At 53.0% G+C, this 13,714-nt stretch carries 15 protein-coding genes; 9 read left to right on the forward strand and 6 right to left on the reverse strand.

Annotated elements, in window-relative coordinates:
- The first annotated feature begins 43 nt into the window (after positions 1-43).
- From urtB to urtE, 4 genes are read left to right on the forward strand one after another with little or no spacing between them, the layout of a single operon-like run.
- The gene (urtB, locus tag FDX09_RS12040; RefSeq protein ID WP_137347264.1) at positions 44-1,618 is read left to right on the forward strand and encodes an urea ABC transporter permease subunit UrtB; all 1,575 of its coding nucleotides are present in this window, start codon (positions 44-46) and stop codon (positions 1,616-1,618) included.
- Complete coding sequence (urtC, locus tag FDX09_RS12045; protein ID WP_137347265.1) at positions 1,618-2,691, forward strand: urea ABC transporter permease subunit UrtC; 1,074 nt, start codon at positions 1,618-1,620, stop codon at positions 2,689-2,691. The genes urtB and urtC overlap by 1 nt, the downstream gene beginning before the upstream one ends.
- Complete coding sequence (gene urtD / locus FDX09_RS12050) at positions 2,691-3,488, forward strand: urea ABC transporter ATP-binding protein UrtD (RefSeq protein ID WP_137347266.1); 798 nt, start codon at positions 2,691-2,693, stop codon at positions 3,486-3,488. Before urtC ends, urtD begins: the two co-directional genes overlap by 1 nt.
- A 9-nt stretch (positions 3,489-3,497) precedes the next feature.
- On the forward strand, positions 3,498-4,196 hold the full coding sequence (urtE, locus tag FDX09_RS12055; RefSeq protein ID WP_121529040.1) for an urea ABC transporter ATP-binding subunit UrtE: 699 nt from the start codon (positions 3,498-3,500) through the stop codon (positions 4,194-4,196).
- A 40-nt stretch (positions 4,197-4,236) separates the two neighbouring features.
- Here urtE and ydeE read toward each other — a convergent pair whose 3' ends face one another.
- Positions 4,237-5,424, reverse strand: coding sequence for an efflux MFS transporter YdeE (gene ydeE / locus FDX09_RS12060; RefSeq protein WP_137347267.1), 1,188 nt, complete (start codon positions 5,422-5,424; stop codon positions 4,237-4,239).
- Positions 5,425-5,622: 198 nt separating this feature from the next.
- On the opposite strand from ydeE, the gene eamA reads away from it, so the two are divergent.
- Entirely contained in the window at positions 5,623-6,522 is a 900-nt protein-coding gene (gene eamA, locus FDX09_RS12065; protein ID WP_087856391.1) for an O-acetylserine/cysteine exporter, read from the forward strand.
- Positions 6,523-6,555: 33 nt separating this feature from the next.
- On the opposite strand, the gene marB is transcribed toward eamA, so the two are convergent.
- From marB to marR, 3 genes are read right to left on the reverse strand one after another with little or no spacing between them, the layout of a single operon-like run.
- Positions 6,556-6,774, reverse strand: coding sequence for a multiple antibiotic resistance protein MarB (marB, locus tag FDX09_RS12070; RefSeq protein WP_069325030.1), 219 nt, complete (start codon positions 6,772-6,774; stop codon positions 6,556-6,558).
- Positions 6,775-6,801: 27 nt separating this feature from the next.
- Positions 6,802-7,185: an MDR efflux pump AcrAB transcriptional activator MarA gene (gene marA, locus FDX09_RS12075; RefSeq protein WP_003032424.1), complete on the reverse strand. Its 384-nt coding sequence runs from the start codon at positions 7,183-7,185 to the stop codon at positions 6,802-6,804.
- Positions 7,186-7,204: 19 nt separating this feature from the next.
- A complete protein-coding gene (gene marR / locus FDX09_RS12080; RefSeq protein WP_042308445.1) occupies positions 7,205-7,639 on the reverse strand; it encodes a multiple antibiotic resistance transcriptional regulator MarR in 435 nt (144 codons plus the stop codon).
- A gap of 257 nt (positions 7,640-7,896) precedes the next feature.
- Between marR and FDX09_RS12085 the strand changes: the two genes are divergently transcribed.
- A complete protein-coding gene (locus tag FDX09_RS12085; protein ID WP_061381352.1) occupies positions 7,897-8,562 on the forward strand; it encodes a MarC family NAAT transporter in 666 nt (221 codons plus the stop codon).
- Positions 8,563-8,599: 37 nt separating this feature from the next.
- On the opposite strand, the gene FDX09_RS12090 is transcribed toward FDX09_RS12085, so the two are convergent.
- Complete coding sequence (locus tag FDX09_RS12090) at positions 8,600-9,796, reverse strand: sugar transporter (protein ID WP_137347268.1); 1,197 nt, start codon at positions 9,794-9,796, stop codon at positions 8,600-8,602.
- A gap of 94 nt (positions 9,797-9,890) precedes the next feature.
- Positions 9,891-10,751, reverse strand: a complete 861-nt coding sequence (locus FDX09_RS12095) for a LysR family transcriptional regulator (protein ID WP_038640556.1) — start codon at positions 10,749-10,751, stop codon at positions 9,891-9,893.
- A gap of 102 nt (positions 10,752-10,853) precedes the next feature.
- Here FDX09_RS12095 and sad point away from each other — a divergent pair, with 102 nt between their 5' ends.
- From sad to FDX09_RS12110, 3 genes are all read left to right on the forward strand, one after another.
- The gene (gene sad, locus FDX09_RS12100; RefSeq protein WP_137347269.1) at positions 10,854-12,242 is read left to right on the forward strand and encodes a succinate-semialdehyde dehydrogenase; all 1,389 of its coding nucleotides are present in this window, start codon (positions 10,854-10,856) and stop codon (positions 12,240-12,242) included.
- A gap of 150 nt (positions 12,243-12,392) precedes the next feature.
- Positions 12,393-13,319 carry a glutaminase B gene (glsB, locus tag FDX09_RS12105; RefSeq protein WP_038640560.1) on the forward strand — a complete coding sequence of 309 codons (927 nt, stop codon included), beginning with the start codon at positions 12,393-12,395 and terminating at the stop codon, positions 13,317-13,319.
- Positions 13,319-13,678, forward strand: coding sequence for a DUF4186 domain-containing protein (locus tag FDX09_RS12110; RefSeq protein WP_038640562.1), 360 nt, complete (start codon positions 13,319-13,321; stop codon positions 13,676-13,678). Before glsB ends, FDX09_RS12110 begins: the two co-directional genes overlap by 1 nt.
- The last annotated feature ends 36 nt before the right edge of the window (positions 13,679-13,714 follow it).

Genomic DNA, 13,714 nt, shown 5'->3' on the forward strand with positions numbered 1-13,714 from the left:
TCTTATGCCCTCCTGCGGGAGGGCAACGCTTAGGAGAATGCTCATGAAAGTCATGCGCTTTATTCGTGGTGTGATGTTGCTGACGTGGTTTTTGTCGTGGATAGCGCAGGCATCAGATGCCGATACTTTTACCGCTGCCAGCCGGACGCAGCAGACCGCCTTACTTGAACAATGGGCGATGAATCCCGACCTTCAGCGTTTACCCGTGCTTAAGGCGCTGCGAGATGAAAACCTGCTGACCGATAATGCGAAACATGCGTTTGTCATGGACGGGGCGCGAGCACAAGCGCTGGGGTCGGCGGCAGCGCCAGACGGCGAGCTAAAAAAAGTCCGCCTGACTAACCGACTGCGCAATCTGGTCGCCGGAACGCTGGCTGCGCATCAGCTTTTAAGTGACAGTGTCACAGTTAGGGCTGATGCCGCGCGCATATTACAGCGTGAGGCGATGCCTGGCATGCTGCCATTTTTACAGCAACGACTGGCGCAGGAATCGGATGCTGACGTGAAATCTGCACTGGTTATTGCGCTGGCTAACCTGCAACTGACCAGTGCATCACCAGAGGTCAGGCGGCAGGCAATTGAACTGTTGGGGGCGTCAAACGACCCTGAAACCCAGGCGAAATTACAACCTTTCACCCGTGCAGAGCATGAACCTGATGCCCGCGTTCGCGCTGCCGCCGACGAAAGTCTGAATTCCATCGCACACCGCATGAAGGTTGGCGAGCTTCTTGGACAGGCCTTTATGGGACTGTCTCTGGGCTCGATTTTGCTACTGGCGGCACTGGGTCTGGCGATTACTTACGGGTTACTCGGCGTCATCAATATGGCGCATGGCGAGATGTTAATGCTCGGCGCTTACTGTACCTGGATGGTGCAACAGTTGATGGGGCAGTTTCTCCCGCAATGGTTAGCCTGGTATCCGGTCATTGCGCTTCCGGTCGCCTTTTTACTTACCGCGGCAGTAGGAATGTTGCTGGAGCGCGGCGTGATCCGCCATTTATATGGCCGTCCGCTTGAAACACTGCTGGCGACATGGGGGATCAGTCTGATGCTAATCCAGTTGGTACGAATGACCTTTGGCGCGCAAAACCTCGAAGTCGCCAATCCGACATGGCTTTCCGGGGGGATTCAGGTCTATGCCAATCTGATTTTGCCGTGGAACCGAATTGTGGTGCTTGGCTTTGCCATGCTGGTGCTGTTCTTCACCTGGCTATTGTTGAATAAAACCCGTCTGGGGCTGCGTGTGCGCGCGGTGACGCAAAACCGCAATATGGCGGCCTGCTGCGGCGTACCTACCGGGCGAGTCGATATGCTGGCCTTTGGACTGGGTTCAGGCATTGCCGGGCTGGGTGGCGTGGCGCTGTCGCAGCTGGGTAACGTGGGGCCGGAGCTGGGGCAAAGTTACATTATTGATTCGTTTCTGGTGGTGGTGCTTGGCGGCGTTGGACAACTCGCCGGGAGTGTGGCAGCGGCGTTTGGTCTCGGGATCTTCAATAAAATTCTTGAGCCTCAGGTGGGGGCTGTTCTCGGCAAAATTATGATCCTCGTGCTGATCATTCTGTTTATCCAGAAACGACCTCAGGGACTTTTCGCATTGAAAGGGAGGGTTATTGACTAATGACTATGCCAATGACATTAACGCTGGCACGAAAAGCGCCGCGCGTGACGCGCATCCTGGGACTGTTTTTGCTGCTGGCGCTCATTATTCTGCCATTTCTGGCGCTACTCCCCGCGGATCATCCGCTGGCAATCTCCGTCTGGACGCTGACGCTGGCCGGGAAAATCCTGTGTTATGCCATTGTGGCGGTGGCACTGGATCTGGTGTGGGGCTATGCCGGAATGCTCTCACTGGGCCATGGCATTTTCTTTGCACTGGGGGGATATGCGATGGGGATGTACCTGATGCGTCAGGCCTCCGGCGAAGGACTACCGGCTTTTATGTCGTTTCTGTCGTGGACCGAACTGCCCTGGTTTTGGTGGGGAACGCAACATTTTATCTGGGCTATGCTGCTGGTTGTGCTGGTGCCCGGCCTGCTGGCGCTGGTGTTTGGCTGGTTTGCCTTTCGCTCAAAAATCAAGGGCGTCTATTTCTCTATCATGACTCAGGCCCTGACTTTCGCAGGCATGTTGCTGTTTTTCCGTAACGAAACCGGGTTTGGTGGAAATAACGGTTTCACCGGATTTACCACTATTCTGGGGTTCCCCGTGACCGCGACCTCAACCCGTATCGCGCTGTTTCTGGCGACGGTGATGCTACTGGTGCTGGCGTTATGGCTGGGACTGACGCTGGCGCGCAGTAAGTTTGGTCGTATCCTGACCGCCGTGCGCGATGCCGAGAATCGGCTGATGTTCTGTGGCTATGATCCGAAAGGTTTCAAGCTGCTGGTGTGGACGCTTTCCGCTGTGTTGTGCGGGCTGGCTGGTGCGCTGTATGTTCCGCAGGTGGGCATCATTAACCCCAGCGAAATGTCACCGACCAACTCGATTGAAGCGGCGATTTGGGTCGCCCTCGGCGGTCGCGCAACCCTGATTGGCCCGGTTTTTGGCGCTGTGTTGGTGAACGGCGCTAAAAGTCTGTTTACGGTGATCATGCCCGAATACTGGCAACTGTTTCTTGGTCTGATTTTTATTGGCGTTACGCTGTTTTTACCCCGTGGCGTGATTGGTCTGTTTCGCAAAGGAGACAAATAATGCAGCCAGATGAAGGTCTTTTTACCCGCCAGTTGCCAGGGGACAGATTTCGCAATCAAACCGACCCGGTGTTACAGCTGGAAAAAATCAACGTGAACTTTGATGGGTTTCAGGCGCTAACGGATCTCACGCTCAATATTGGCGTAGGGGAACTGCGCTGCATTATTGGTCCTAATGGCGCCGGAAAAACGACGTTGATGGATGTCATTACCGGCAAAACCAGACCGCAAAGCGGTCGTGCGATTTACGATCAGTCTATTGATTTAATGACGTTTGATTCTATTGCCATTGCGCGCCAGGGGATTGGACGAAAATTTCAGAAGCCCACGGTATTTGAAGCGCTAACGGTGGCGGAGAATCTGGAGCTGGCACTGAAAAATGATAAATCCGTTTGGGGTTCTTTACGGGCTCGCCTTTCGGGTGAACAGCGGGATCGCATCGATGAAATGCTGGCGCTGTTACGCCTGGGCAACGATCGCGAACGCCGTGCCGGGCTGCTTTCGCACGGACAAAAACAGTTTCTTGAGATCGGCATGCTGCTGGTCCAGGAGCCGCATTTACTACTACTGGATGAGCCGGCGGCAGGGATGACCGATGCGGAGACGGAATACACCGCGGAGCTGTTTCGCCAGCTTGCCGGAAAGCACTCGCTGATGGTTGTTGAGCATGACATGGGATTTGTCGAGACGATTGCTGACCATGTCACGGTGCTGCATCAGGGGCGAGTACTGGCCGAAGGAAGCCTGCGCGATGTGCAGGCTAATGAGCAGGTTATTGAAGTTTATCTTGGACGGTAAGGAGGGCTGATGCTACAGGTTAATGAACTGAATCAATATTATGGCGGCAGCCATATTCTGCGTGGCGTGAGCTTTGAAGCGCGTATCGGCGAAGTGACGTGTCTGCTGGGGCGTAACGGCGTAGGAAAAACAACGCTACTAAAATGCCTGATGGGACTTATTCCTGCCCGCAGTGGAAGCGTGCTCTGGCAGGAAAAAAATGTCACGCACTGGAAGCCACATCAACGGGTCAGAGCAGGTGTGGCGTACGTGCCGCAGGGCCGCGATATTTTTCCGCGTCTGACAGTGGAAGAGAACCTGTTGCTGGGCCTTTCCCGCTTTTCAGCACAGGACGCCCGGCGCGTGCCGGATGATATTTACGCGCTATTTCCAGTGCTACAGGAGATGAAGTATCGACGGGGCGGAGATTTGTCCGGCGGACAGCAGCAGCAACTGGCTATTGGACGGGCGCTGGCCAGTCGCCCGCAGTTGTTGATCCTTGATGAGCCGACCGAGGGGATCCAGCCGTCAGTAATTAAAGAGATTGGTCAGGTTATTTCTCAACTGGCGCACCGGGGCGATATGGCCATTTTGCTGGTGGAACAGTTCTATGATTTTGCGCAGCAGTTGGCTGACAAATACCTGCTTATGTCGCGCGGAAGTATTATTCAAAGCGGTTTCGGCGAGAATATGGAATCCGAGGGAGTACGAGGGCTGGTGGCCATTTGAGATACGCGACAGAACCACTCTGGCTCTGTCGCGATGACAATCAGCAGACTACCGTCTGATCCCAGGGTTTGGCGCGCATACCCTTTATCATTAACGCCCAGGCAAGGACAATCGCCACGATCAGCGCCACAAACAGCGACCACGGCGGTAATGTGGTCAAAATAACGCCACTGACCAATGGGTTTACCGCGGCGCCAAGCCAGCCCAGCGACTGGGCGGAAAAATAGCTGGCTTTCATACCAGCCGGGGCGATGTTATCGATCAGCATGTATTCGCCTGGGGCGTAAATGACCTCGCCGATCGTGAAAAGGGCAGCAGAAATACCCCAGAACCACAGGCTGTTGCCGGAAAACATGAAGCCAACCAGACCGAGCACAAAGAAGATTGTGCCTACTGTCATCAGCGGTCGAATATTAGCTGCAGTGATCCTGCGTCCGAGGGCATATTGCAGCGATACCACAATGGCGGCATTGACGGGCAGAACGACCGCTACCACTTTTTCGGCAAAATCACCGTTGGCGACCACCATCACGTATTGCGAAATACAGGAAGCAAATGCGCCGCCAACAAATGACGCCAGAAATGCCGACAACGTGAACCAACACAATGCTCTGTCGCGCAGGAGCACCGAGGGTGACCAAACCGCGGCGTTTGAACTTTCTGATGCTGCATTGGAACGTTTTACCCACGTCTGGATAAACACCAGTGGTAAAGCCGAGCAGGCGGCCGCCAGCCAGAACGGTAAGTTAATACTTTGCATCACCAGTAGCGTGCCCAGCGGGGGGCCAACGGTCCAGCCGATGTTCAGCACGGTATAGTTAAGCGAGAAAATTTTCGTTTTGTTGGTGGCAGAGAGATTATCGGCAAACCAGGCTTTCAGCACCGTTGCGAAGACGGAGTAGGCGCAGTTGATCAGGGCGAAGAGCAGTACCACCACCACCACGTTATGCACCAGTGGGATCGCAATAAAACCAGAGGCAAAACCGCAGATAGCCAGCAGCATGTAGCGTTTTTTATCGAACTTGTCGGCCAGAATACCAAAGCCAAGGCTGAAAACGACGCCAATAGTCAGGGCGACCGTCATCGCATAACCGATCAGATCGACGCTCAGGTTATACTGCCGACTGAGGTAAATCGTCATAAATGGCAGCGTAGCGCCACGCCCAATGGTTAATAACAAAGATGATGCAAGTAACGCGAGAGTGGACCGTCTCAGAGAGATATTCATTTTCCTGCCCGATAATGCATGTTGTTATGTTTTTTTTAGATATCAGAAACAAATAGCATGGTAAAAGTGTGATGTACACCCAATAAGTTGTCGGAAAATGCCCTCAGCAGCCTACCTGAATTAATGATCTGTTCCGGTACAATGATTTCCGTTACCTTAACTTTTTTACAAAAATTTAATATTTACAAGGGCGGTGGTATGTCACGTAAAGACGGGTTGTTAGCGTTGCTGGTCGTCGTCGTTTGGGGCCTGAACTTTGTCGTCATTAAAGTGGGTCTGCACAATATGCCGCCATTGATGCTGGCAGGATTGCGTTTTTTACTGGTGGCGTTTCCGGCGATATTCTTTATTGCCCGCCCGAAAATCCCACTTTCGCTGTTACTTGGTTATGGCCTGACTATCAGTTTTGGGCAGTTCGCGTTTCTCTTTAGCGCCATCAAATTCGGTATGCCTGCCGGATTAGCTTCTCTGGTATTACAGGCTCAGGCATTTTTCACCATCATCCTGGGGGCATTCGCTTTTGGCGAGCGTTTGCACGGGAAACAGCTGGTAGGGATTGCGCTGGCCGTGTTTGGCGTACTGGTACTGATTGAAGCCAGTCTGAACGGACAGCATGTCGGCATGCTCGGTTTTATGCTGACGCTGGCGGCAGCGCTAAGCTGGGCCTGCGGCAATATCTTTAACAAAAAAATAATGCAGCATACGGCGCGTCCGGCGGTGATGTCCCTGGTCGTGTGGAGCGCCTTAATTCCCATTATTCCGTTCTTTTTGGCATCCGCACTGCTTGATGGTCCGACACAAATTGTGCAGAGTCTGGTGGCGATAGATATGACCACCATTTTGTCACTGGTTTATCTGGCGTTTGTGGCGACCATTGTGGGTTACGGCATCTGGGGGTCTTTGCTCGGACGTTATGAAACCTGGCGGGTAGCGCCGCTGTCGCTGTTAGTGCCCGTTGTCGGTCTGGCAAGTGCGGTGGTGCTGCTGGATGAAACGCTCACGGGTTTGCAACTGCTGGGTGCGCTGCTGATTATGGCTGGGCTGTATATTAATGTGTTTGGCTTTCGTTTGCGCAAGATAGCGCAGGTGAGAGGATAATAAAAAGCCCCGCCGTGGCGGGGCAAAAACGAATTACAGGTTGCGCGTATTATAATAAGGCACACCCAATTCGTCGGACTTATCGCTGCCGGCACCCATATGATTAAAATCGAACGGGGACTGATCGTGCGCAGGGGGCATAATCATCGCGTCACGGCTGTTCTGGGTGGCTGGTTGCGCGGTCTGTTCCGCCATGCTCTGGCCCGAAACAATCAACAGCAGGGCCAGCATCGCATAAGACAGAATTTTCATCATTTCCTCGGTTACGTCGTTTGGCGATTAGCAATTACACTGATTGAGCGGAAGCAAATAGCGTGACTCGCCGTGCATATTGGTCATACGGTATTTATGCGGCGGAACATCAAAATAGTTTTTGAACGTTCTGGTCAGGGTTTGCTGAGACTCAAAGCCGTAACGCTCCGCCAGGTAAAGAATCGGCTCGTTACTTTCTTTTAATTTTTGCGCTATTTCGGTCATTTTACGGCTGCGGATGTATTGACCCAGTGAATGACCGGTTTCTTTTTTAAACATCCGTTGCAGGTGCCATTTGGAGTAACCTGAACGCTCAGACACTTTTTCCAGCGAGAGCGGCGATTCAAGGTTATTTTCGATCCAGTCCAAAATGCTATGAATAGTGATTGTGTCAGTATTGCGTCTGGACATCGTCATACCTCTTTTCTGTTTACGGCAGAATTCTCTTAAGCAAATGCTCAAGCGTGGCTACTTCATCCGCCGTTAAGTTTTTTGTTAGTTCCTGGTGCAGGTCTTGCCCGACTAATTGGTGACACTGCTCGCAAATTGCTGCGCCATGCTCGGTGAGTTTCACCAGCACGCCACGCTTATCGTGTGGATTCGGAAGCCTTTCTATCCAGCCTTTACAGGCCAGTCTGTCCAGCATCCGCGTCAGGGCGCCAAGATCGACAGACAGCACTTTTTTCAATTCGACAGGGGTGATGCACACCGCGCAACGGATGGAGCAGAGCACTTTGAACTGTGATGCCGTGATATCCAGCGGTGACAGATAGTCGTTTAGCAAACGATCTTTTTTCTGATTAACCATGTAGATCAAACGCCCCAGTGGGATGATTTCGTTAAACAGATCACTGGTGCTTTTCACAATGGTTGCCCTGGCAAGTAGTTAGTCACGGCTGATATTATTGCTTAGGCAAATATAAGTCAAATAAATGGGGCGGAAAATGCCACGTTTTGCTAAATCCGCAGGCTCATCAACAGATGTATATAATTTTAACAGTTTGATAATTATGGCTTATAGGTGCAGGTGAAAAATGAATCCTTACACCGTGAAAATGGCTTATCTCTCGGGTTTCACCTTATACTTGCCGTTGACGATTAACGCACAGGAAAGATGACATTATGATGGACTTGTTTAAAGCAATAGGACTGGGGCTGGTAGTCCTGTTACCGTTGGCAAACCCGTTAACCACCGTGGCGTTGTTCCTTGGCCTTGCTGGTAACATGAATAGCGCGGAGCGTAACCGTCAGTCTCTGATGGCGTCTGTGTATGTGTTTGCCATCATGATGGTGGCGTACTATGCCGGACAACTGGTGATGAATACCTTCGGGATTTCAATCCCCGGATTACGAATTGCGGGTGGGTTAATCGTTGCGTTTATCGGTTTTCGGATGTTGTTTCCACAACAAAAGGCGCATGAGTCTCCTGAGGCGAAAAGCAAGTCAGAGGAGCTGGAAGATGAACCGACTGCCAATATTGCATTTGTACCGCTGGCAATGCCAAGCACCGCCGGTCCGGGCACGATAGCAATGATCATCAGCTCGGCGTCAACCGTCCGCCATGGCTCCGAATTTCCTGATTGGGTAATTATGGTTGCGCCGCCGATAATTTTTGCGGTTGTCGGCGTTATCCTGTGGGGGTGTTTACGCAGTTCTGGTGGGATTATGCGCCTGGTAGGCAAAGGCGGCATAGAAGCTATTTCGCGTCTGATGGGCTTCCTGCTGGTGTGTATGGGCGTGCAGTTTATTATTAACGGCGTGCTGGAAATTATTAAAACTTACGCTTAAAAAAACGGGCCCGGTATTGTTTTACCAGGCCCGTTTTTTATGAATGCTGAGGCCGCTCTTCGAGCGATACTGGCCATTTACGAAAGATAATCACCGACCATACCAACGCGACAACGGCAGGCACTGCACCTGTATAACCAATCGTTGACATCGACCAGTGCAAACTCACCTGATTTCCCACCAGCGCGCCAGCGCCAATGCCGATATTAAAGATACCGGAGAACAGCGCCATTGCGACATCGGTGGCATCCGGGGCCAGCGCCAGCACTTTTACCTGCATGCCAAGGCCGATCAACATAATCGCGATGCCCCAGAAAATACTCAGGATGGCGAGGTGCATTTCGCTGTCAGCGGCTGGTAGCAGCAGCACCAGACACAGCGTCAGCAGGGCAATGGCGCTACTGATAAGCATGGACGCATGAAGGTTACCCAGTTTGCCAAATATCACACTACCAATAATACCCGCGCCGCCCAGAATCAGTAGCAGCACGGTAGCAAAGTTGGCACTCAGTCCGGCGACGGTCTGTACAAACGGTTCAATGTAGCTATAAGCCGTGTAGTGGGCGGTGACCACAATCACCGTCAGCACATACAGACTCATCAATGCCGGACGGTGGAATAACACCGGCAAACTTTTAAGTGAACCGGAGTGTTCGCTGGGCAATTCAGGCAGTAACTTAATCAGGCAGAGCAGGGTGACTAACGCCCCCATGCCGATGGCAAAGAACGTGGTGCGCCAGCCAAAATACTGACCGACGATACGCCCGATAGGCAGACCCAGCACCATTGCCAGCGCGGTGCCGGTAGCAATCAGGCTAAGCGCCTGCGCGCGTTTTCCTGCCGGGGCCAGACGAATTGCCAGCGATGCAGTAATGGACCAGAAAATAGCGTGCGCAAAGGCGATACCAATGCGGCTAATCACCAGCACGGTGAAATTCCAGGCCAGGAAAGAGAGTACATGGCTGGCGATGAACACGACAAACAGACAGATCAGCAGCTTGCGTCGTTCCACCTGGCTGGTGAGCAGCATGAAGGGAAGCGACATTAAGGCAACAACCCAGGCGTAGATCGTCAGCATGATCCCGACCTGAGCGGTCTGCATATTAAAACTTTGTGCAATGTCGGACAGCAAACCGACAGGGACAAACTCTGTGGTATTGAAAATAAAACCGGCAATGGCGAGCGTAACTACACGTAGCCACGCCACTTTGCGGGAAACAGTGTCTGTTGTCATAGTGAATCAGTGGATTAGCTGCGAAAAGGTAAGATCGCGATCTTAAAACGTTTGCTGGTGAAAATACAATCATTTCGTGATGCGGATCTCATTTTTACAGCTGCGGGTTCAATACCTCAATAAAGGCTTCCAGTTGCCTCGTCATTGCCCCCCTTCGCCAGACCAGCCACGTATTCAGCCAGCGCCAGTTTTCGCTCAATGGCCAGGCGTTGACCTGATGGTGTCCGGGCATACTCTCCAGCATCGAACGTGGAATCAGCGCGATACCCGCACCGGCAATAACGCAGGCCAGCATCCCATGGTATGACTCCATTTCATGAATGGTACCCGGCATGGCGCGATCGGCATGAAACCAGCTTTCAAAATGTCGGCGGTAGGAACAGTTGGCGCGAAACGCATAAATACTGCAGCCGTTGACGTCGCTGGCCCGCTGGATGGGAGGGTGACCGTGTGGGGTGACAATCATCATCTCTTCACGATAGACCGGAATACCCTCAAGTCCGGGGTGGGTAATAGGGCCATCGGCAAAGGCAGCGTTCAGCGTGCCGTCGAGCACGCCGTCCAGCATGGTGCCAGAGGGACCTGTCGCCAGTGCAAACTGAATTTTCGGGTACCGTTGGTTATATTCAGCCAGCGTTGCAGGAATACGCACCGCGGCGGTGCTTTCCAGCGATCCGAGCGAAAACAAGCCCTGCGGTTCATCCCCGGCGACCACCATTCTCGCTTCCTCAACCAGCGCCAGGATCCGCTGACTGTAGCGTAAAAAGTTGTGCCCGGAGGGGGAAAGCCGCAGGCGCTGGTTTTCACGAATAAACAGATCGACGCCAAGATCGGCCTCAAGTTGGCGTATACGGGTAGTGAGATTGGACGGCACGCGGTGCACCTTCGCTGCGGCCTGCGTAATGCTGCCGGTCTCCGCGACGGCATTGAACATTTCCAGTTGCGTCAGATCCATAATATTCTCTAATCGTGAATGGTGTGGTTAATATTATTCATTTTTCAGAAAGAGTAAATATGCTCATGATATAACCATACCCTGCGATAAAGAGAGGCATCTATGACTATCACAGCAGCAACACATGCTATTTCGGTTGATCCTACCAGCGGTGAAAGACTGACGGCGATGCCGTGGGCCCGTACTGAAGAGATTGCTCAGGCACTGAGTCTTGCAGCAAGTGGCTACAGTGAATGGAAACAGACTACCGTCGCGCACCGCGCGCATACGCTGCGTCATATCGGCCAGGCCCTGCGTAATCGCGCGGAAGAGATGGCGCAGTGTATTTCACGTGAAATGGGTAAACCCATCAAACAGGCTCGGGGTGAAGTCGCCAAGTCAGCCGCGTTGTGTGACTGGTACGCCGAACATGGACCCGCGATGCTGAACCCGGAGCCCACGCTGGTGGAAAATAACCAGGCGGTGATTGAGTATCGCCCGCTTGGAACTATTCTGGCGATCATGCCGTGGAATTTCCCGCTGTGGCAGGTGCTGCGTGGCGCCATTCCGATTCTGCTGGCCGGAAATGGCTATTTGTTAAAGCATGCGCCTAACGTAACCGGCTGTGCTGCGATTATTGCACAGGTTTTTGCTGATGCAGGCGTACCAGCCGGTGTTTACGGTTGGATCAATGCCGATAACGCCGGAGTCAGTCAGATGATTAACGACCCGCGCATCGCGGCGGTCACGGTAACGGGTAGCGTACGCGCCGGTGCGGCGATTGGTGCTCAGGCGGGGGCGGCGCTGAAAAAATGCGTACTTGAACTGGGTGGTTCCGATCCGTTTATTGTCCTGAATGATGCCGATCTCGATCTGGCCGTTAAAGCGGCAGTCGCCGGACGTTATCAGAATACCGGGCAGGTTTGTGCGGCAGCGAAGCGCTTTATTATCGAAGAAGGGATTGCAGAAGAATTTACTGCGCGTTTTGTGGCGGCCGCGAGCGCGCTCAAAATGGGCGATCCGTTAAACGAAGAAAACGACCTTGGACCGATGGCGCGATTTGATCTGCGTGATGAGTTGCATCAGCAGGTTGAAGCATCCCTGGCCGAAGGGGCGAAGTTACTTCTTGGCGGTGAAAAAATAGCAGGTCAGGGCAATTACTATGCCGTGACGGTACTGGGCGGCGTAACGCCAGAAATGACGGCTTTCCGTCAGGAGCTGTTTGGTCCGGTTGCGGCGATCACCGTTGCCAGGGATGCGGAACATGCTCTGGCGCTGGCGAATGACAGTGATTTTGGATTATCCGCCACGGTGTTCACTGCGGATGACGCGCTGGCCCAGAAGATGGCCTCTCGTCTGGAGTGTGGAGGCGTATTCATCAATGGTTACAGCGCCAGCGATGCCCGTGTAGCGTTTGGCGGCGTGAAGAAAAGTGGTTTTGGTCGCGAGCTTTCGCATTTTGGCCTGCATGAATTTTGTAATGTGCAGACCGTCTGGAAAAACCGCCTCTGAAGGTGAGGGTGCCTCCGTCGGGGGCACCTGTCTGGTCTCGGCATATTTTTGTCATTGACTCTTCGTCCGCTGACACCTAATGGTCTGACGCAGCGTATTCAGCTCTGTTATACTCGCAGGCCTTTCATACCTGCGAGCAAGGAGCATGTTGTGGCCAGGGCCATGGACAATTCAATTTTAGAGACCATTGTACAGCAGGTTCGTCCGCTGATTGGTCAGGGTAAAGTCGCTGATTATATTCCTGCGTTAGCCTCTGTCGACGGTTCAAAACTGGGCATCGCCATCTGTACCGTCGATGGGCAGCACTATCAGGCAGGGGATGCACAAGAACGCTTTTCTATTCAGTCGATTTCGAAGGTATTAAGCCTGGTCGTGGCGATGCGTCACTATCAGGAAGAGGAGATCTGGCAACGCGTTGGCAAAGATCCGTCCGGTCATCCTTTTAATTCCCTGGTGCAGTTGGAACTGGAGCAGGGTATCCCGCGTAATCCCTTTATTAACGCCGGGGCGCTGGTGGTTTGCGACATGCTGCAAGGGCGTCTGAGCGCACCACGTCAACGGATGCTGGAAGTGGTCCGGGCATTAAGCGGCGTCCCGGATATCGCCTACGATGCGACGGTGGCGCGATCAGAGTTTGAGCATTCCGCACGTAACGCGGCTATTGCCTGGTTGATGAAATCGTTCGGCAATTTTAACCATGACGTGACCACTGTGTTGCAAAACTATTTTCACTACTGTGCATTGAAAATGAGCTGTGTGGAACTGGCGCGAACCTTCGTATTTTTGGCGAATCAGGGCCATGCCTTCCATCTTGAGGAGCCCGTAGTGACGCCGATGCAGGCCCGACAAATCAACGCGCTGATGGCGACCAGTGGGATGTATCAGAACGCAGGGGAATTTGCCTGGCGGGTTGGGTTGCCGGCAAAATCTGGTGTGGGTGGCGGTATCGTGGCCATTGTTCCGCACGAGATGGCGATTGCTGTCTGGAGTCCGGAACTGGACCCAGCGGGAAATTCACTGGCGGGTATCGCCGCGCTGGAGCAACTAACGCAACAAATGGGGCGTTCGGTTTACTGATGAATACGCTCGATCCTCTTTTTGCCCGGCTGGCGAAATCGACGTTTCGCTCGCGGTTTCGCCTCGGCCAGAAAGAAAGGCAGTATTGTCTGGATAAAGGCGCGCCGGTTATTGAACAACATGCAGCCGATTTTATTGCCAAACGGCTGGCTCCCGCTTTTCCCGCTAATGATGGGAAGCAGACGCCAATGCGTGGTCACCCGGTTTTTATCGCGCAGCACGCGACGGCGACCTGCTGTCGGGGGTGTCTGGCAAAATGGCATGACATTCCTCAGGGTGTGGCGCTTAACGAACAACAGCAACGTTACGTTGTCACGGTTATTTATCACTGGTTAGTGATTCAAATGAACAAGCCATAGATAACATTATCCTATGATACAACCCCTTGTGTTATG

The organism is Citrobacter sp. wls717 (assembly GCF_005280955.1).
In the GTDB taxonomy this organism is placed as follows: Bacteria; Pseudomonadota; Gammaproteobacteria; order Enterobacterales; family Enterobacteriaceae; genus Citrobacter; species Citrobacter werkmanii.

Bases quoted from the DNA above. Each gene is read 5' to 3' on its own strand.
- urtB (WP_137347264.1), top strand. From the start codon at position 44: ATGAAAGTCATGCGCTTTATTCGTGGTGTGATGTTGCTGACGTGGTTT.
- urtC (WP_137347265.1), top strand. From the start codon at position 1,618: ATGACTATGCCAATGACATTAACGCTGGCACGAAAAGCGCCGCGCGTG.
- urtD (WP_137347266.1), top strand. From the start codon at position 2,691: ATGCAGCCAGATGAAGGTCTTTTTACCCGCCAGTTGCCAGGGGACAGA.
- urtE (WP_121529040.1), top strand. From the start codon at position 3,498: ATGCTACAGGTTAATGAACTGAATCAATATTATGGCGGCAGCCATATT.
- ydeE (WP_137347267.1), bottom strand. From the start codon at position 5,424: ATGAATATCTCTCTGAGACGGTCCACTCTCGCGTTACTTGCATCATCT.
- eamA (WP_087856391.1), top strand. From the start codon at position 5,623: ATGTCACGTAAAGACGGGTTGTTAGCGTTGCTGGTCGTCGTCGTTTGG.
- marB (WP_069325030.1), bottom strand. From the start codon at position 6,774: ATGAAAATTCTGTCTTATGCGATGCTGGCCCTGCTGTTGATTGTTTCG.
- marA (WP_003032424.1), bottom strand. From the start codon at position 7,185: ATGTCCAGACGCAATACTGACACAATCACTATTCATAGCATTTTGGAC.
- FDX09_RS12085 (WP_061381352.1), top strand. From the start codon at position 7,897: ATGATGGACTTGTTTAAAGCAATAGGACTGGGGCTGGTAGTCCTGTTA.
- FDX09_RS12090 (WP_137347268.1), bottom strand. From the start codon at position 9,796: ATGACAACAGACACTGTTTCCCGCAAAGTGGCGTGGCTACGTGTAGTT.
- FDX09_RS12095 (WP_038640556.1), bottom strand. From the start codon at position 10,751: ATGGATCTGACGCAACTGGAAATGTTCAATGCCGTCGCGGAGACCGGC.
- sad (WP_137347269.1), top strand. From the start codon at position 10,854: ATGACTATCACAGCAGCAACACATGCTATTTCGGTTGATCCTACCAGC.
- FDX09_RS12110 (WP_038640562.1), top strand. From the start codon at position 13,319: ATGAATACGCTCGATCCTCTTTTTGCCCGGCTGGCGAAATCGACGTTT.